The organism is Paracoccus sigandri (genome assembly GCF_003709565.1).
GTDB classification, from domain to species: Bacteria; Pseudomonadota; Alphaproteobacteria; order Rhodobacterales; family Rhodobacteraceae; genus Paracoccus; species Paracoccus siganidrum.
Map to the genome: position 1 here is coordinate 48876 of NZ_QNRC01000022.1, position 16320 is coordinate 65195.

General features: G+C 66.6%; 16 protein-coding genes. 8 read left to right on the forward strand and 8 right to left on the reverse strand.

Going from position 1 to position 16320, the window contains the following annotated elements; all coding sequences use genetic code 11:
- Window positions 1-2: 2 nt before the first annotated feature.
- From C9E82_RS17355 to C9E82_RS17380, 6 genes are read right to left on the reverse strand one after another with little or no spacing between them, the layout of a single operon-like run.
- A complete protein-coding gene (locus C9E82_RS17355; RefSeq protein ID WP_119896795.1) occupies window positions 3-806 on the reverse strand; it encodes an SDR family NAD(P)-dependent oxidoreductase in 804 nt (267 codons plus the stop codon).
- A complete protein-coding gene (locus C9E82_RS17360) occupies window positions 799-1692 on the reverse strand; it encodes an alpha/beta fold hydrolase (RefSeq protein ID WP_119896794.1) in 894 nt (297 codons plus the stop codon). Before C9E82_RS17360 ends, C9E82_RS17355 begins: the two co-directional genes overlap by 8 nt.
- A complete protein-coding gene (locus C9E82_RS17365) occupies window positions 1689-2441 on the reverse strand; it encodes a ThuA domain-containing protein (RefSeq protein ID WP_119896793.1) in 753 nt (250 codons plus the stop codon). The genes C9E82_RS17360 and C9E82_RS17365 overlap by 4 nt, the downstream gene beginning before the upstream one ends.
- A 3-nt stretch (window positions 2442-2444) precedes the next feature.
- Window positions 2445-2909: a MaoC/PaaZ C-terminal domain-containing protein gene (locus tag C9E82_RS17370; RefSeq protein WP_119896792.1), complete on the reverse strand. Its 465-nt coding sequence runs from the start codon at window positions 2907-2909 to the stop codon at window positions 2445-2447.
- The gene (locus tag C9E82_RS17375; RefSeq protein WP_183154106.1) at window positions 2896-4176 is read right to left on the reverse strand and encodes an aromatic ring-hydroxylating oxygenase subunit alpha; all 1281 of its coding nucleotides are present in this window, start codon (window positions 4174-4176) and stop codon (window positions 2896-2898) included. Before C9E82_RS17375 ends, C9E82_RS17370 begins: the two co-directional genes overlap by 14 nt.
- Before the next feature lie 20 nt (window positions 4177-4196).
- Window positions 4197-4958, reverse strand: coding sequence for an SDR family NAD(P)-dependent oxidoreductase (locus C9E82_RS17380; protein ID WP_119896790.1), 762 nt, complete (start codon window positions 4956-4958; stop codon window positions 4197-4199).
- 171 nt (window positions 4959-5129) lie between these two features.
- Between C9E82_RS17380 and C9E82_RS17385 the strand changes: the two genes are divergently transcribed.
- Genes C9E82_RS17385 through C9E82_RS17395 form a run of 3 tightly spaced genes read left to right on the forward strand, consistent with a single transcriptional unit; the run spans window position 5130 to window position 7948 of the window.
- Window positions 5130-6404 carry a CaiB/BaiF CoA transferase family protein gene (locus C9E82_RS17385; protein WP_119896789.1) on the forward strand — a complete coding sequence of 425 codons (1275 nt, stop codon included), beginning with the start codon at window positions 5130-5132 and terminating at the stop codon, window positions 6402-6404.
- 10 nt (window positions 6405-6414) lie between these two features.
- Entirely contained in the window at window positions 6415-6801 is a 387-nt protein-coding gene (locus C9E82_RS17390; protein ID WP_119896788.1) for a Zn-ribbon domain-containing OB-fold protein, read from the forward strand.
- Complete coding sequence (locus C9E82_RS17395; protein WP_119896787.1) at window positions 6791-7948, forward strand: acetyl-CoA acetyltransferase; 1158 nt, start codon at window positions 6791-6793, stop codon at window positions 7946-7948. Before C9E82_RS17390 ends, C9E82_RS17395 begins: the two co-directional genes overlap by 11 nt.
- A 54-nt stretch (window positions 7949-8002) precedes the next feature.
- Here C9E82_RS17395 and C9E82_RS17400 read toward each other — a convergent pair whose 3' ends face one another.
- Both C9E82_RS17400 and bktB read right to left on the reverse strand, forming a co-directional pair.
- Window positions 8003-9145 (reverse strand): DcaP family trimeric outer membrane transporter, encoded by a 1143-nt coding sequence (locus C9E82_RS17400; protein ID WP_119896786.1) that lies wholly within the window; start codon window positions 9143-9145, stop codon window positions 8003-8005.
- A 339-nt stretch (window positions 9146-9484) separates the two neighbouring features.
- Complete coding sequence (gene bktB / locus C9E82_RS17405; protein ID WP_119896785.1) at window positions 9485-10660, reverse strand: beta-ketothiolase BktB; 1176 nt, start codon at window positions 10658-10660, stop codon at window positions 9485-9487.
- A gap of 670 nt (window positions 10661-11330) precedes the next feature.
- Between bktB and C9E82_RS17410 the strand changes: the two genes are divergently transcribed.
- The 5 genes from C9E82_RS17410 to C9E82_RS17430 all read left to right on the forward strand — a co-directional run.
- On the forward strand, window positions 11331-12110 hold the full coding sequence (locus tag C9E82_RS17410) for an enoyl-CoA hydratase/isomerase family protein (protein WP_119896784.1): 780 nt from the start codon (window positions 11331-11333) through the stop codon (window positions 12108-12110).
- 13 nt (window positions 12111-12123) lie between these two features.
- Window positions 12124-14412: a 3-hydroxyacyl-CoA dehydrogenase/enoyl-CoA hydratase family protein gene (locus C9E82_RS17415; protein ID WP_205962126.1), complete on the forward strand. Its 2289-nt coding sequence runs from the start codon at window positions 12124-12126 to the stop codon at window positions 14410-14412.
- Between the two features lie 34 nt (window positions 14413-14446).
- A complete protein-coding gene (locus C9E82_RS17420) occupies window positions 14447-15205 on the forward strand; it encodes an electron transfer flavoprotein subunit beta/FixA family protein (protein WP_119896783.1) in 759 nt (252 codons plus the stop codon).
- Window positions 15205-16131 (forward strand): electron transfer flavoprotein subunit alpha/FixB family protein, encoded by a 927-nt coding sequence (locus C9E82_RS17425; RefSeq protein WP_119896782.1) that lies wholly within the window; start codon window positions 15205-15207, stop codon window positions 16129-16131. Before C9E82_RS17420 ends, C9E82_RS17425 begins: the two co-directional genes overlap by 1 nt.
- A gap of 62 nt (window positions 16132-16193) precedes the next feature.
- The coding region (locus C9E82_RS17430) for an acyl-CoA dehydrogenase family protein (RefSeq protein ID WP_147393036.1) at window positions 16194-16320 on the forward strand (127 nt) is incomplete at its 3' end.

Here is a 16320-nt window from a genome sequence, read left to right on the forward strand (position 1 = left end):
AACTATTCCGCGGCGGCGCGGGCGGCTTTCGCGGCCCGGACGGCGCCGGCGATCTCGGCATTGGTGGGATTGCGGCGCAGGGTCAGCCCGCCGTTGACCTGAAGATTCTCGCCGGTCAGGAAGCAGGCATCGGTGCAAAGCCAGGTGATCGCTTCGGCCGTGTCCTCCAGCGTGCCGACGCGGCCCAGCGGATATTCCCGCGCGAATGCGCCGACCAGTGCCTCGTTCCTGGCCGCGCGCCCGGTCATGGGCGAGGCGGTAAAGCCCGGCGAGACCGAGTTGGCCCGGATCCCGCGCGCGCCGAACTCGTTGGCGATGCAGCGGATGACGTGATCCATCCCGGCCTTGGTGCCCATATAGGCGGCGTGGTCGTCCATCATGATCCGCGCCGTGGCCGAAGAGACCTGCACGATCGACCCGCCGTCCGCCATCCGCCGCAGCATGGACTGGAAGAATTCGAACGGGCCGATGAATTGCAGCCGCGTCATCCGCTCAAGCTCGTCCCGGCTGGTGTCAAGGAACGGCACCAGCAGGCCCCAGCCGGTACAGTTCACCGCGATGTCGATGCCGCCCATCCGCGCCACGGCGGCCTCGGCCAAGGCCTCGTTGTCCTCGGTCCGGGTGATGTCGGCGGTGACGGCATGGCCGCCGATCTCGGCCGCCAGTTCCTCCAGCACGTCCTGGTGGCGGCCGGCGACGGTGACCTGCGCGCCCTCGGCGGCAAAGCGGCGGGCCAGCACCTGGCCCAGATTGTCCTTGCCGGCGGCGCCAATGATGACGGCGCGCTTTCCCTCGAGTCTAGGCATTCGCTCTCCCCTGGTTTGCGATGGCTGTTTCGCGGTTGCGGACCAGGTTCAGGAAACGGTCCAGATCGCCCGCGAATTGCGAATTGTTGTCGCCGACGACCATGTGCCCGGCATCCTCGACATGCCAGACCAGCGCCTGAGGCGCGCTGCGGCGAAAGGCGGCCTCGGCCTCGTCCGTGACCAGGTTGCTGTCCATCCCGCGCAGCAGCAGGACCGGGCAGGTGATGTTGCGCAGGTCCTGGTCCAGCCGTTGCGCCAGATCCGGGGTCAGTCGGCCGTGGCGCCGGCCGCGCACGAAGGCCGGGTCCCAATGCCAGACCAGCCGCCCATCGTCCCGCCGGCGCAGATAGCGCGCCAGCCCCGTGGCCTGGCCGGCCGGGCGCGGCGCCTGCTTGCGATAGGCCGAGACGGCGCGGGATGCTTCGTCCAGGTCGGCGAAGCCCTGGTCCAGGTGGCTGCCCATGAAGCCCAGCACTTCGGCCACGCCGGCCTTGTCCACTTGCGGCACCACATCGACCAGCACCAGCGCGTGGAACAGTTCGGGCGCATAGCGGCCGACCGCTGCCAGCGCCCCATTGCCGCCCAGCGAGGCGCCGACGTGATAGATGCCACCCCCCAGTTGCTGCGCGACCTCGGCAATGTCGCGGCCATAGCGTTCCAAGCCGTAATCCCCCGCCGGATCCCAGTCGCTGGCGCCATGCCCGCGCAGGTCCAGCGCGACGGTGCGCCAACCCTTTTCCGCCTGTGCCCGCGCCACGCCTCGCCAGGAATAGCGGGTCTGCCCGCCGCCATGCGCCAACAGGATCGTCGGTCCCGCGCCATAGCTTTCCGCCTCCAGCCGCAGCCCGTCCGAGGTGCGAAGTTCAAGGATCTCGGGCTTGGTCATGGCATGGTCTCCGGCAAGTCGCGGTCGAGCCAGGCGATGCCGCGCCGGATCAGCCGGTGAAATACCGGCAGGATCCAAGCGCCGCGCTCGACGAAGGGATAGGTCTCGGCCAGGGGCTGCATGTCATAGCGCCCCCTGGCATGGCCGGGGGTCAGATACAGAACGCCACCCTTGCCGCGCGGGCGCAGGTAAAAGCTCTGATGCTGCCCCTTGGGCCAGTCGCGGGTCTGAAACAGCGTCGTCTCGCCCTGGAACTCCGAGGCCAGCAGGACCAGGTTCCCCTCGGCATGGCGCTGGAGATAATGCTCGTCCTCCAGGAAGAACGCCTCGATCCCTTCGGTCAGCGGATGGGCCTCAACGGGGCGGATGCGATAGCGGCCGGGTACGGGATGGGCCAGGAACTGGCTGCCCAGCAGGTCGAACAGCAGCGGCTCCATTTCCGGAGTCAGCACCTTGCCGTCGGGCCGGATCTGGATCGCCGAATTGGTGCCGTGCAGCGCGAACCAGCGCCCGCCGCGCCCCACCCAGTCGGCCAGCGCCGCAGTCTGCGCCGCGTCGGGCAAAAGCGCGCTGGTATAGGTGATCAGCGCATCGCAACGCTCCAGCGCGGCCAGGTCTGAATAATCGTGGCGCAGATCGACGCGCAGATGCTCGTGCCGGGCCAGCTGCGCCAGCAGTTCCAGCCGGACAAAATCGAAGTCGTGGTAAAGCCCGCCGACCACCAGCAGAACCCGGCGCACGGGGCGCATGACCTAGCCCTCCCGCCGATAGACCATGTCGGTCGAGACAAAGGAAAACACCGTCTCGCCGTCCTGGTTGGTAAGCGCGTGGCGCAGCGTCGCCATCCCCACCGCGGGCCGCGAGGCCGAGGGACGCAGTGCCTCGATGCGGGAATGCGCCACAATCCGGTCGCCCGGCCGCACCGCGCGCGACCAGCGCACATTGTCCCAGGCGACGCCGCAGACCCATGCGATGTCGCCGTTCACCTCGTGGTCCAGGATGCGCCACAGGCAGGCGGTGTAAAGCCCGCTGGCGATGACACCGCCGAACAGCGACTGGTCGGCGGTCGCCGGGTCCATGTGAAAGAATTGCGGGTCGTAGCGGGTGGCGAAGTCGATCATCGGCCCTTCTTCGACCAGCATCTCGCGCGAGCGGGTTTCCTCGCCCACCACCAGGTCTTCCCAGCGGCGGGGCGGCTTCGCGTCACGATCCGACATAAGATTCCAACACGTGATGAAAGTGGCGGATGCGCAGTTCCTGGTCGCCGATCCACAGCCCGTCGAAACTGTCCGAGTTCATCCCCGCCTGCACGCCCGGCAGGTTGTAGGCGTCCTGGTCCAGCACCAGGCCCAGCGACTTCTCGCCATGCTTGAACTGTTCGTGGCGTGGCTTTTTCGGGCGCGGCTCGTCCTTCTTCAGCAGTTTGAAGATGAACACGTCGAAGAACATCTTGTTGGGATCGCTTGGATGTGGGCGCTGGCGGAACAGCATCAGATCGTCGGCATGGGTGTTCAGCGTCAGGTTCGGGAAGATGTTGTAGTGGTAATCGTCCGTCAGCTGGTCGTCGTTCAGGTCGCTGTAATCCAGCCCCATCGCGGGGCCGTGTTTGCGCTTGAACGCTTGCAGCGCCTTGCGCACCTCGGTCACGCGGCCGTCGAAATCGGCCGGGTTCATCCCCGCCTCTTTCATGGCGTGCTTGATCAAATGCGGGATCTCGGTGGTTTCCTCGACCCGGTGCGAGATGGTCGAGAAGGGCACCAGATAGCGGTTGTGCCGGCCATAGCAATCGATCTGGACGTCCTTGTCCTCAATGAAATACAGCAACTCCGGGTGGATGCCCTGCACGTGATAGGATTCGTTGAAGGCATCGACCGAGGTCTTCCAGTTGCAGTCCCATTCGACGGTCATGTCGGCGACCTTGACCATGCGCTCGAAGTGATAGGGCTCCAGATGCTCGGGCAGGGGCGCGAGATAGTCCAGCAGCGGCTCGGCCTCGGGGTTCATCGAGAACCAGACGAAGCTGTTCCAGGTGTCGCATTTCACCTCGCGCAGACCCTTGCAGGGCGGTGCGCCCTGCGGAAAGGTCTCGAGGTCGGGGATGTTCTCGAACGCGCCGTCCAGCCCGTATTCCCAGAAGTGATACTGGCACTTGAAGCTGGTCGCATTGCCCTCGCCGACCATGATGCGGTTTCCGCGATGCAGACAGACATTGAAGAAGCCGCGCACCGACATGTCCTTTTGCCGGACCAGGATGATCTCTTCCTTGCCGATGGAGGTGACGTGATAGTCGCCGGGATTCGGAATGTCGTCCATCCGGCAGCCCAGCAACCAGACCTTGGTCCACATGCGTTCCCATTCCAGGCGCATGTATTCGGCCGAGGTGTAACGCTCCTTCGGGATCGTCGCCGAGCCAAAATCTGGCTTCGCGGCAGGCGTGGCCGGCGTGCGAGTGAAATCGGTCGGCTTGATGCGTTCGACGGGCATGAATGGAACCTTCCTGAGATTCAAAACGGGACGCGCTTGGAAAAGCCGCCGTCCACCAGCAGATGCGATCCGTTGCACCAGGACGCGGCCGGGCTTGCCAGGAACACGGCCGAGCGCGCGATCTCCTCGGCCGTCCCCATGCGGCGCGTGGGCTGCTGGCGGACGGCGTTGTCGTAGATGCGCGAGCGGGCGACGCGGATCATTTCCCAGTTCGAGCCCTTGAACATGGTCGGGCCGGGGGACAGGCAGTTGACGCGGATGCCTTCGGGGGCAAGCTGCTGGGAAAGCTGCTTGGACCAGGTGACCAGCGCCGCCTTGATGGCGTTATAGGCCATCGGCGCGACAAAGGTCTCGGACGCGGCCATCGTCGCCAGGATCAGGATCGAGGGGCATTTCGACTGGCGCAGGGCGGGCAGCGCCTCCTCGACGCCGCGGACGGCGGACATCAGGTCGATCTCGAAATTGCGATACCAGTAGCGTTCCTCGTCCGTGCCGCCGCCAGCCGAGAGCGAGGCGACGAAGATGTCCAGCCCGCCCAGCGCCTCGACCGAGTTCCGCGTCCAGTTGCGCATGGCCTCGCCATCGCGGCCCTGAACGGTTTCGCCGTGGAAGCGGACTCCCGCGGCGTCCATCTGCCGACGCAGCGATTCGATGCGCTCGGGCGCCCGGCCGCAGGTGGCAAGGGCGCAGCCTTCCTCGGCCAGGACATGCACGATCGCATTGCCGATTCCCCGCGTTCCCCCGGTCACCGCCGCCTTGAGGCCCTTCAACCGCAGATCCATTCCGCACTCCGCTGACGTTCTTCGCTTGCTGCCGGAATATTACATGCCCGGCGATGGAAAACAATATAAATACTCCTCTTGTATAATGAGACGTTACTATTGTATATTCAAACAAGCGGAAGTCGCTTGGCAACAGCCTTGGGCAGAGGAACCATGACCCTACAAACAGACATGCAAGAACTCGACGGCGACGCCACCGATGCGGCGGGCGGCCAGGGGCGGATCGACTACCGGGGCGTTCTTACGGGTATCCGGGTGCTGGACCTGACGCGGGTCGTTGCCGGACCCCTGGCGGCGCAGACCCTGGCCGACCTGGGCGCCGACGTCATCAAGATCGAGCGGGTCGGCGATGGCGACGATCTGCGCACCCTGGGCCCGCCCTGGATCGAAGGCCGTCCTGGCGCGCCCGAGCAATCGACCTATTTCCAGATGGTCAACCGCAACAAGCGCTCGATCGGACTGGATTTCGCGCGCCCCGAGGGCGCCGCGCTACTGCGTCGGCTTGCCGCCGAATCGGACGTGTTCATCGAGAACTTCCGTACCGGCACCTTGGCGCGTTACGGGCTGGGCTATGAAGATCTGCGTAAGGTCAATCCCAGGTTGATCTATTGCTCGATTACCGGCTTCGGGCAGACCGGGCCTTATAACGACCGCTCTGGCTATGACTATCTGGTGCAGGCCATGGGCGGGCAGATGGCCGTCACCGGCCAGCCCGAGGCCGATGGCGGCATCCCGACCCGCGTCGGCGTGCCCATCGCCGACATCACCGCCGGCAACAACGCCGCCATCGCCATCCTCGCTGCCTTGCTGCATCGTCAGAACGGCGGGCCGGGCCAGCATATCGACATCGCGCTGTTCGACAGCCAGGTGGCGCTGCTGATGAACAATATCGGGTCGTGGCTGAACGCGCGCGCACCGCTGCCGCGCACCGGCAACGAACATCCGACCGCAGTGCCGAACGGCGTTTTCGAATGCGCGGACGGCTTTGTCTTGATTGCGACCTTCAACGACCGTGAGTTCGCCCGGCTGGCCGGCGCGTTGGGCCACCCGGAATGGGCCGAGGATCCGCGCTTCCTGCGTTCGCGCGACCGGTTGGAGAACCGCGTGGCGCTGACGGTCGAGATGAACGCGGTCCTGTCCACCAACCTGCGCGCGCATTGGATGGAAAGGATCCTTGCCGCCAAGGTTTCTTGCGGGCCGATCAACGAGATGCCCGACATCGAGGAGGATCCCCAGCTTCAGGCGCGCGGGATGTTCGTGAGCATGGAGCATCCCGTCACAGGCACCGTGCGACTGGTCGGCAGCCCGCTGCGGCTGTCCGAGACGCCAGTGGCTTATCGCTCGGCCCCACCGCTGGCCGGAGAGCATAACGACGAGGTGCTGCGGCAATGCCTCTCGCTTTCCGCCGAGGAGTTGGAGAAGCTGCGCGCCGAAGCGATCATCTGAGGGGCCGGCCATGGCAGCACCATCCACAGCGTCATTGGGCCCCGAGGCTGAGTATCTGCAAGCCCTGCGCGAGGGCCGCTTCTGCTTCCAGCGCACGGCCGCGGGACGGGCGGTGTTTCCGCCGCGCCTTGCCGCGCCCGGCGACGGGGCGGCGCTGGAATGGGCGCAATCCTCGGGCCGCGGCCGGGTCCATGCCGTGACCGAGCAGCCGCAAAAACCGCCCGCGCCCAGCCGCATCATCGCCATCGTCGAGATGGAAGAGGGCTTCCGCCTACTGTCGCGGATCGAAACCGAGGTCCCGGTCAGGATCGGCCAGTGCCTGCGCGCGGTGATCGCCGGCGAAAGCGATCCGCCGCATGTGTTTTTCGTGCCGCAAGGGGAACAGGATGAAGGATAAGGCCTTTCCGCGCGCCGCCTGCGCCATCGCCGGGGCCGCCACCTTCGGCATCGGCCTGTGCGAGGGCCACAGCGCGCTCGAGATGACCGCCAGGGCCGGGCTTCTGGCGCTTCAGGACGCGGGCCTCGGCCTTGCCGATGTGGATGGGCTTTTCACCTGCCTGCCCGAGGACCTGCTGGGCGGGTTGGCGGTTGCGGAATATCTGGGCGTCGGCGCCCGGTTCGTGGACAACAACCGCACCGGCGGCTCGTCCTTTCTGAACCACCTGATGACGGCCTGCTTCATGATCTCGGCCGGATACATGGAGACGGCGCTGATCTGCTACGGCTCGAACCAGCGCTCGGCGGCGGGACGGCTGGTTTCGGCCCTGCGCGGCTCGGTCTACGAGGCGCCGCATGGCGCGCGGATGCCCATTGGGGGCTATGCGCTGGCCGCCAGCCGCCACATGCACGACTATGGCACCACCAGAGAGCAACTGGGCGCGGTGGCGCTGGCCGCGCGCGCCTGGGCGCGGCTGAACCCCGAGGCCTTCCGGCGCGAGCCGCTGGACATGCAGGAATACCTGGCCGCGCGCATCGTTTCCTCGCCGCTGGGCGCGCTGGATTGCTGCCTGGTCACGGACGGGGCGGCGGCTGTGGTCGTGACCTCTCGCGCGCGCGCCGGTGATCTGCGCAAGAAGCCGGTGACGGTGCTGGGGGCGGGGGCCGAGACCACGCACAAGGAAATCGCTGCCATGCCCGACCTTTGCATCACCGGCGCCAGGCTGTCGGGCCAGCGCGCCTATGCTGCCGCGGGCTACGGCCCCGCCGACATGGACATGGTGCAGCTTTACGACGCCTTTACCATCAACACGATCCTGTTTCTGGAAGATCTCGGCTTTTGTCCCAAGGGTGAGGGTGGGCGCTTCGTCCAGGACGGGGCCATCGCGCCCGGTGGCGCGCTACCGGTCAATACCAATGGCGGCGGGTTGTCCTGCGTGCATCCGGGCATGTATGGGCTGTTCACGCTGGTCGAGGCCGTGCGCCAGATCCGCGGAGAGGCGGGCGAGCGCCAGTTGGCGGTGGCCAATCTCGCGCTGTGCCACGGCAACGGCGGGGTGCTGTCCTCGCAGACCAGCGTCATCCTGGGCAGCATGGATACGGTCTGACCCCTCGGTCCTGGCGAAAGGACAAGGCCCGCGAACGTGGCGGGCCTTGGATTTTCAGAAGGTGAACTTTACCACGCCCTGGAGGCGGGTATTGTCGAAGCTCGCCCCGTCGAACTGCTCGCGCTCGACATAGACTGCCTCGGCAGCCAGCATCACGGATTTCGTCGCGAAATAGCGGTAGGTCACATGGGTCGTGCTGATTTCCCTGGTGTCACTGCCCAGCGCGCCGGCAAAGTCATCGAAGCGCTGGAAGCCATGCGCCAGCGAAAGATCGCTTTTCTCACCCAGCTTCTGGGTGACGCCTAACTTCACGCCCTTGGCCTTGACCGGGTCGCCCGCGGCATCGATGTCGTAGGCGTATTTGCCTGCGGCTCCCACCTCCAGCCCCGAGAAACCGGCATTGTTCAGCAAGGTCGAGATGCCCTTGCCCCCAATATATTGTGCATGCAGCTTGCCGCCCTGCCAGGCCTCGTAATCGGCGCCGATGGCATAGCCGAAACCACTGACATCACCGAAACTGCTGGTTTCCAGACCGCGCGAGATCGCGCCCATGCCGACCTTCAGCGGCCCATTCGCATAGCCCGCGAAACCGGACACGGCGATGCGTGACGCGGTGCCGGGCGCATAATCCTCTTCCAGCGCAACGGAAAAGCGCCACTGGTCGTTGGGCCGGAAGGTGTAACGGACCTGCGGCGTGCGGTAATAGCTGCCGCCCGCCAGGCCGTTGAAGTCCTGCACCGCGGCAGGGCCCCCCTCGGCCGGCACCCAGTTGGTCCAGGTCTGACCCGCCAGCAGCGACCCGACCTCGCCATAGGCATGGCGCAGGCGGAAATTGCCACCGCCGCTGCCGAAGAAATCGCCTTCAAGGGTAAGATTCACCTCTCCGATGTCGGTGTCGATGGTGGCGCGCAGGCCCAGCCGGCTTTCATAGGCATGGGCGTTCGAGCCCGAACCTTCCAGCGGGCTGCCGGCCGTCACGCCGGCCATGGCCCCGGTGGTCGCGCCCAGATCGTAGTTGTTGTCCGTGATGAGGTCGAGTTTCGTATACCCGTAAAACGTCAATTTTACACCCGGCGCCAGAGCCAGATGGCCGCTTTCGGTCTGGCGGTTCTCCAGCGCGGCTATGCGCGCCTCCAGAACCGTCAGATCCTGCGCGGCTGCCGCGCCTGCTCCTCCGATCAGGACTGCTGCGGCCATCTGACTGGCCGATCCTATCTTTCCCTTGATTTCCATCTCATTCCTCCCAAACCGTCCTTGCCTGGACATGGCGGTACCCTTGATCCGCTGGAGCGGCCGCACGCGGATGCGGGCAGCGGTCCTTTGCCGAATCTTTATCGATTTGCATACTTACAAATTTAATATGCATACTTAATCTGACGAAAATGTGTGCGACAGGCAAGAATTATCCGCAAGATAAGTAATAATTATTGTTTTTATTCAGCATGTTGACGGAAATTAAAACGGCGGCGCTGGCAGCGTTTCCACGCAGCCTGCGCCGTCTCCAGGTCCGTTCTCCAGGTCCGTTTTTCGTACCGTTCAGTTCATTTCTATGGCCAAAGCGATGCCCTGTCCGCCGCCGATGCACATCGTCACCAGGCCGCGACGTCCGCCGATGCGTTTGAGTTCATTGATCGTCTTGACCAGCAGGATGCTGCCCGTCGCACCGACCGGGTGGCCCAGGGCGATGGCGCCGCCATTGGGGTTGACGCGGGCCGGGTCCAGATCAAGGGCGCGCGTCACCGCAACCGCCTGGGCGGCAAAGGCCTCGTTCGACTCGATCACGTCGAAATCCGTCGCCTTGAGGCCGGTGCGCTCCAACAATTGCCGGACCGCCGGAACCGGGCCGATGCCCATCACCTCGGGCCTTACCCCGGCGATCGCATGGTCCAGGATGCGCGCGACCAGCGTCAGCCCCAGCCGTTCCGCCGCCTCGGCTCGGGCCAGCACCAGGGCAGCCGCGCCGTCGTTGATCCCCGAGGCATTGCCGGCCGTGACCGAGCCGTCCTTGCGAAACACCGGCTTCAACTGCGCGAGTGCTTCCAGCGAGGTTTCCTTCGGGTGTTCGTCGCGGTCGAACAGTTCGACGCCGCGCCGGCTGCACAACTCGACAGGGACGATCTGCTCGCCGAAATGCCCCGCAGCGATGGCCCGTGCGGCACGCTGCTGGCTTTCCAGCGCGAAGGCATCCTGATCTGCGCGCGAGACGCCATGCTCGGCGGCGACGTTCTCGGCGGTGATGCCCATATGGCCGGTGCCGAAGGGGCAGCTGAGCGTGCCGACCAGCATGTCCACCATCGCCGCATCGCCCATCTTCTGCCCAAAGCGCGCCGCCTGCACGGCATAGGGAGCGCGCGACATGCATTCGGCGCCGCCGGCCAGCGCGAAATCCGCCTCGCCATGCTGCAGGGCCAGCGCGGCCGAAACCACCGCCTGCACGCCCGAGCCGCAAAGGCGGTTCACGTTCAGGGCGGGGGCGGTGTCCGGCACGCCCGCGCCGATGGCGGCAAGGCGGGACAGGTACATATCCTTCGGCTCGGTATTGATGACATGGCCAAAGACGGTCGTGCCGATCCGGGCGGGCTCGATCCCGGCGCGCTCGATGGCGGCGCGGGCGGCGATGACGCCCAACTCGTGCGGCGCAAGCCCCGAAAGCGATCCACCGAAGCCGCCGATGGCGGTGCGAACCCCGGACAGGATGACGATGTCGTTCATGGCTGCTCCCTTGTTGCGACACTCTGCGGCGATGCTGCAGGGTCGGCAGATTGTGTATAATTCTGCTATCATAAAAATATAAATAATCAACTGGAATATTATTGCAGGGCCTCGCAGAGCCCATCGCCATGCGTTTCCGCTTCATGCCACGCGACAGATGCAACGGCGTCAGCCTTTTTCCCGGGGACGTGCGGGGACCGACGACTGCAAGGTGCTGAGCGGAATCTTCACCCCCTTGTCCAGCATCCTGCCGCGGCCCGGCGGCCCAGCACCCGGATCGGCGTTGATCCTTCTCCGGCCCAGAGAGCGCCCAGTCGATGAAGGCTTGTCCGTGGCGCGAGACACAAGACCCCCGATCCGGCTATTGGTGATCTTGTCCGCCCAAGCCGGTATTTGGCGTGCGTGCCCACAGGACGCATGCCCCTGCGTCGGCAAGCCGCTCGCCGGGCGCATGATTCGCCAGATCCTGCGCTCGTCCGGCTCACCAGTCATCCCGAAGGGACGAAGCCCACGATTCACGTCAGACACACGCAAGAAGTAATGCTATCAATTGTATTTTTACAGCCACATATTGTATATATTTCTTGCCCAGCCGCCCCAGCCGTGGCAAATCAGGCCCGGCAGGGCGTTCTGGCCCACCGCCCGTTGTGGGCTTGTGCAAGGAGTTGCGATGACCGAACCTCTTCGACTGCATCTCGACGCCGCGGTGGGGCGCATCGTCTTTGATCGGCCCCAGGCGCTCAATGCCATCGACCAGGCCACCGCCCGCGCCTTCGAGGCGGCCGTCGTTCAGGCGCTGGATGCAGGGGTGCGCGTGTTGACGCTGTCAGGCAATGGCCGGGCCTTCATGGCGGGGGGCGACCTTGCTGCCTTTCGCCGCGTCGAGGACCGCGCCGCCGAGGCCGAGGCGATCATCGCGCCGATGAACCGCGCCCTGGCCCGCCTGGCCGAATCGGATGCGCTGACCGTCGCGCTTCTGCATGGGCCGGTCGCGGGCGCGGGCCTGTCTCTGGCACTGGCGGCCGACCTTGCCCTGGCGGCCGAATCGGCGGTCCTGAGCTTTGCCTATCTGAAGATCGGCGCTCCGGCGGATTGTGGCATCAGCTGGAACCTGCCGCGCATCGTCGGGCTGCGCCGCGCCGCCTGGATCGCCTTTGAAGGCAGCACCGTGCCGGCCGGCCAGGCGCTGGACTGGGGCCTGGTGAACCGCGTCGTCCCCGACGTCGCGCTGCAAGACGAAGGCGCAGGGCTGGCGGCGCGCCTGGCCGGGCTTGCCCCGGGCGCCGCAGCCGCGCTGAAGCATCTGCTGCGCGACAGTTTCGGCCGGGATTACGCCACGACGCTGAAGGCCGAGAAGCAGGCCTTCAAGACCTGCGCCGCATCCGCGGATTTCGCCGAGGCGCTTTCGGCCTTTTTCGACAAACGGCCGGCCCGGTTCACCGGCAAATAAGGGGGAAACAGACATGACCAAGATGATGGCCAGCCAGACCTTCTGGGCCGAGATGCCGCGGGACATCGCCTGCGTTGCGGTGATCGGCGCCGGGGCGATGGGGGGCGGCATCGCCGCGCAATTCGCCAATGCCGGGCTGAAGGTCATATTGCTGGACGTGCCCGGACCCGAGGGCGCGGCGCCGGACGCCCCCGCCCGCGCGGGGCTGGAGCGACAGGTCAGGATCCAGGGCTTCATGGGCCCGACCGGTCCGGGCCGCGTCGTCACCGGCAATGTCCTCCGCGACCTGCCGCTTGTGGCCGAGGCCGACTGGATCGTCGAGGCGGTGGCCGAGCGGCTGGACGTCAAGCGCGACCTTTACGCGCGCATCGAGGCGCTGCGCAAACCGGGTTCGATCGTGTCCTCGAACACCTCGACGCTGCTGCATGCGCAACTGGTCGAGGGCATGTCCGACGCCTTTCGCCGCGACTTCCTGATCACGCATTTCTTCAATCCGCCCCGGCTGATGCCGCTGCTCGAGATCGTCTCGACCCCCGAGACCGACCCGGCGCTGCTGGACCGCGCGCGGCGGGCGGCGCAGCAGGTGCTGGGCAAGACCGTCATTGACTGCCGCGACACGCCCGGCTTCGTGGCCAATCGCATCGGCTGCTTCTGGATGGCCGCGGCAGCGCTGTTGGCGCGCGAACACCGCCTGACCGTGGAAGAGGCGGATGCCGTCCATCAGGCCATGGGAGTGCCGCGCACCGGCGTCTTCGGGCTTTTCGATCTGATTGGGATCGACCTGGTGCCGCAGGTCTGGCGCAGCTTGGTCGATGGGCTGCCGGCGACGGACCGCTTCCACCGCTATGACATCGCCGCCGATCCGATGTTCCGCACGCTGGTCGAACAGGGCCGCTTCGGCCGCAAGTCGGGCGGCGGCTTCTTTCGCAAGACCCAGGCGGGGCTGCAGGCCAGCGACCTTGCAAGCGGCGACTGGCGCCCCGCTGCGCCCGTCGCGCCGGGCGACCTGCCGGGAGGCGGCAAGGACCTGGCCGCGCTGCTGGCCGATCCGGGCCGGCATGGCGGCTATGCCCGCGCGGTGCTGGGCGAGGTGGTGGCCTATGCCACCGATCACGCCCCGGAAATCGCCGCCGACCCGTCGGATGTCGATGCCGGCATGCAGCTGGGCTATGCTTGGCGGCGGGGCCCCTTCGTGCTGGCCGACAGGTGGGGGCCGGAACGGGTGACGGCGCATCTGGAGTCGACCGGCCTGCCGGTTCCCGCCCTGCTGGCCCGCGCGGCCAAGGCGGGCGGCTTCTATCGGGACGGGCATTTCCTGGCCGCTCCTGCCGCGGGCGCGGGGCGGGAGGTGCCGCTGACGGCCGCAGGGCTGCGGGCGCAGGGCTGGATCCTCCTCGGCAACGATTCGGCTTCGCTGCTGGATGCGGGGGACGGCATCGGCCTGTTGCAGATCCACACCAAGATGAACAGCCTGCACCCCGAGGTGCTGGACGTGATCGAAGAGACGCTGCCGCTGCTGGGCGCGCGATTGCATGGGCTGGTGATCGGCAATGACGATCCGCGCGCCTTTTCGGCCGGGGCGGACCTGCGCTTCATCCTGTCGCTGATCGAGGGCGGGCGCCGCGCCGACATGGAAGCCTTCATCGACCGCGGTCAGCGCCTGTTCCTGGGCCTGCGCCACGCGCCGGCGCCGGTCATCGCCGCGGTCCACGGCTTTGCGCTCGGCGGCGGATGCGAACTGGCGCTGCACGCCGACCGGATCGTCGCCCATGCCGAGGCGCATATGGGCCTGCCCGAGGTGCTGGTCGGCCTGATTCCGGCCTGGGGCGGCTGCACCAGCCTGCTGGCGCGCGGATTGCAGGCCGGGCTGGCCCCCGACGAGGCGGCGCGGCGTGCGGCGGCGACGATCTTCTCGGCATCGCAATCCGGCTCGGCCGAAGAGGCGCTGGCGGCGGGCATCCTGCTGCCGCAGGACCGGCTGGTGATGAATCGCGACTTGCTGCTGGCTACCGCCTGCCGCATGGCGGCCGAGATGGCCGCGCAGGGCTATGCCCCGCCGGCCGGGCTGGCGGTGACGCCGCCGGACGGGCTGGATCTTTCCGAACTGGCCGGCGAGGGCTCGGATTACGACCGCCATGTGTTGCGGGGCCTGGCCCGTGTCCTGGGCGGCGGCGGCGGCGGCCGCAGCGACGCCGAGAACATGGCGATCGAGCGGCAGGTGCTGTTCGACCTGATCGACCGGCCCGAGACGCGGCAGCGGATGGAACACATGCTCGGGACCGGCAAGCCGCTGCGGAACTGATCCGCGACGGATGCGAAAAAGGAAAGGATGAAAGATGAAAGTCCTCGTGCCAGTGAAGCGCGTAATCGACTACAACGTAAAGGCCCGCGTGAAGGCGGACGGGACGGGTGTCGATCTGGCGAACGTCAAGATGTCGATGAACCCCTTCGACGAGATCGCGGTCGAAGAGGCGATCCGGCTGAAGGAGAGGGGCGTGGCCTCCGAGGTCATCGCCGTTTCTATCGGCGTCAAGCAGGCGCAGGAAACGCTGCGCACGGCCTTGGCCATGGGCGCCGACCGGGCGATCCTGGTGGTGGCCGCCGAGGACGTGCAGAGCGACATCGAACCGCTGGCCGTGGCCAAGATCCTTGCCGCCGTGGCCAAGGCCGAAGGCACCGAGTTCATCATCGCCGGCAAGCAGGCGATCGACAACGACATGAACGCCACCGGCCAGATGCTGGCGGCGCTGCTCGGCTGGGCGCAGGCGACCTTCGCCAGCAAGGTGGAGATCGAGGTCGGCAAGGCCAAGGTCACCCGCGAGGTCGACGGCGGGCTGCAGACCATCGAGGTGCCGCTGCCGGCGGTGGTCACCGCCGACTTGCGCCTGAACGAGCCGCGCTACGCGAGCCTGCCGAACATCATGAAGGCCAAGAAGAAGCCGCTCGCTGAGAAGACCGCGGGCGATTACGGCGTCGACGTCGCGTCGCGGCTCGAGGTGGTCTCGGTGCGCGAGCCCGAGGGCCGCAAGGCCGGCATCAAGGTCGGCTCGGTGGACGAGCTGGTGGGGAAACTGAAAGAAACGGGGGTGCTCTGATGGCTGTTCTGCTGCTTGGGGAAGTGACGAACGGGGCGCTAAACCGCGACGCGACGGCGAAGGCGGTGAGTGCGGTCAAGGGTCTGGGCGATGTAACGGTGCTCTGCGCCGACGCGCAGGCCAAGGCCGCCGCCGAGGAGGCCGCGACGATCGCCGGCGTGTCGAAAGTGCTGGTGGCGGAGAATGCGCTCTACGGCCACCGCCTGGCCGAGCCGACCGCGGCGCTGATCGTGTCGCTGGCGGGCGATTACAGCCACATCGCCGCGCCGGCGACGACGGATGCCAAGAACATCCTGCCCCGGGTCGCGGCGCTTCTGGACGTGATGGTGCTGTCGGATGTCTCGGCCGTGGTCGATGCCGACACGTTCGAGCGCCCGATCTATGCCGGCAACGCCATCCAGGTGGTGCGCTCGAAGGACGCGAAGAAGGTCTTCACCCTGCGCACGGCGAGCTTCGATGCGGCGGGGATCGGCGGTTCGGCCAGCGTGGCCGAGACCGCCGTCGCCACCGATCCGGGCCTGTCGGCCTGGGTCGGCGACGAGGTGGCCGAGAGCGACCGCCCCGAGCTGACCTCGGCGAAACGGGTGGTCTCGGGCGGTCGCGGCCTCGGCTCGAAGGAGAGCTTCGCCATCATCGAGCAGCTGGCCGACAAGCTGGGCGCGGCGGTTGGCGCCTCGCGCGCGGCGGTCGACAGCGGCTATGCCCCGAACGACTGGCAGGTCGGCCAGACCGGCAAGGTCGTCGCCCCCGAGCTCTATGTCGCGGTGGGCATCTCCGGCGCGATCCAGCACCTGGCCGGGATGAAGGACAGCAAGGTCATTGTCGCGATCAACAAGGACGAGGAGGCGCCGATCTTCCAGATCGCGGATTACGGGTTGGTCGGTGACCTGTTCACAACCGTCCCGGAACTGACCGGGAAGTTCTGACCGGCTTCCTCGTTCCCCAAATACTCCGGGGGATGACCCGTCCAAGAAAAGGGATGAGACATATGGATTTCGCACTCGGCGAAGAGCAGCAGGCGATTTTCGACATGGCGCGGGATTTCGGCGGCGAACGGATCGCGCCCTTCTCGCGCGAATGGGAACAGGCGGGCACGATCCCGAAGGAGCTGTGGA

Bases quoted from the DNA above. Each gene is read 5' to 3' on its own strand.
- C9E82_RS17355 (WP_119896795.1), bottom strand. From the start codon at position 806: ATGCCTAGACTCGAGGGAAAGCGCGCCGTCATCATTGGCGCCGCCGGC.
- C9E82_RS17360 (WP_119896794.1), bottom strand. From the start codon at position 1,692: ATGACCAAGCCCGAGATCCTTGAACTTCGCACCTCGGACGGGCTGCGG.
- C9E82_RS17365 (WP_119896793.1), bottom strand. From the start codon at position 2,441: ATGCGCCCCGTGCGCCGGGTTCTGCTGGTGGTCGGCGGGCTTTACCAC.
- C9E82_RS17370 (WP_119896792.1), bottom strand. From the start codon at position 2,909: ATGTCGGATCGTGACGCGAAGCCGCCCCGCCGCTGGGAAGACCTGGTG.
- C9E82_RS17375 (WP_183154106.1), bottom strand. From the start codon at position 4,176: ATGCCCGTCGAACGCATCAAGCCGACCGATTTCACTCGCACGCCGGCC.
- C9E82_RS17380 (WP_119896790.1), bottom strand. From the start codon at position 4,958: ATGGATCTGCGGTTGAAGGGCCTCAAGGCGGCGGTGACCGGGGGAACG.
- C9E82_RS17385 (WP_119896789.1), top strand. From the start codon at position 5,130: ATGCAAGAACTCGACGGCGACGCCACCGATGCGGCGGGCGGCCAGGGG.
- C9E82_RS17390 (WP_119896788.1), top strand. From the start codon at position 6,415: ATGGCAGCACCATCCACAGCGTCATTGGGCCCCGAGGCTGAGTATCTG.
- C9E82_RS17395 (WP_119896787.1), top strand. From the start codon at position 6,791: ATGAAGGATAAGGCCTTTCCGCGCGCCGCCTGCGCCATCGCCGGGGCC.
- C9E82_RS17400 (WP_119896786.1), bottom strand. From the start codon at position 9,145: ATGGCCGCAGCAGTCCTGATCGGAGGAGCAGGCGCGGCAGCCGCGCAG.
- bktB (WP_119896785.1), bottom strand. From the start codon at position 10,660: ATGAACGACATCGTCATCCTGTCCGGGGTTCGCACCGCCATCGGCGGC.
- C9E82_RS17410 (WP_119896784.1), top strand. From the start codon at position 11,331: ATGACCGAACCTCTTCGACTGCATCTCGACGCCGCGGTGGGGCGCATC.
- C9E82_RS17415 (WP_205962126.1), top strand. From the start codon at position 12,124: ATGACCAAGATGATGGCCAGCCAGACCTTCTGGGCCGAGATGCCGCGG.
- C9E82_RS17420 (WP_119896783.1), top strand. From the start codon at position 14,447: ATGAAAGTCCTCGTGCCAGTGAAGCGCGTAATCGACTACAACGTAAAG.
- C9E82_RS17425 (WP_119896782.1), top strand. From the start codon at position 15,205: ATGGCTGTTCTGCTGCTTGGGGAAGTGACGAACGGGGCGCTAAACCGC.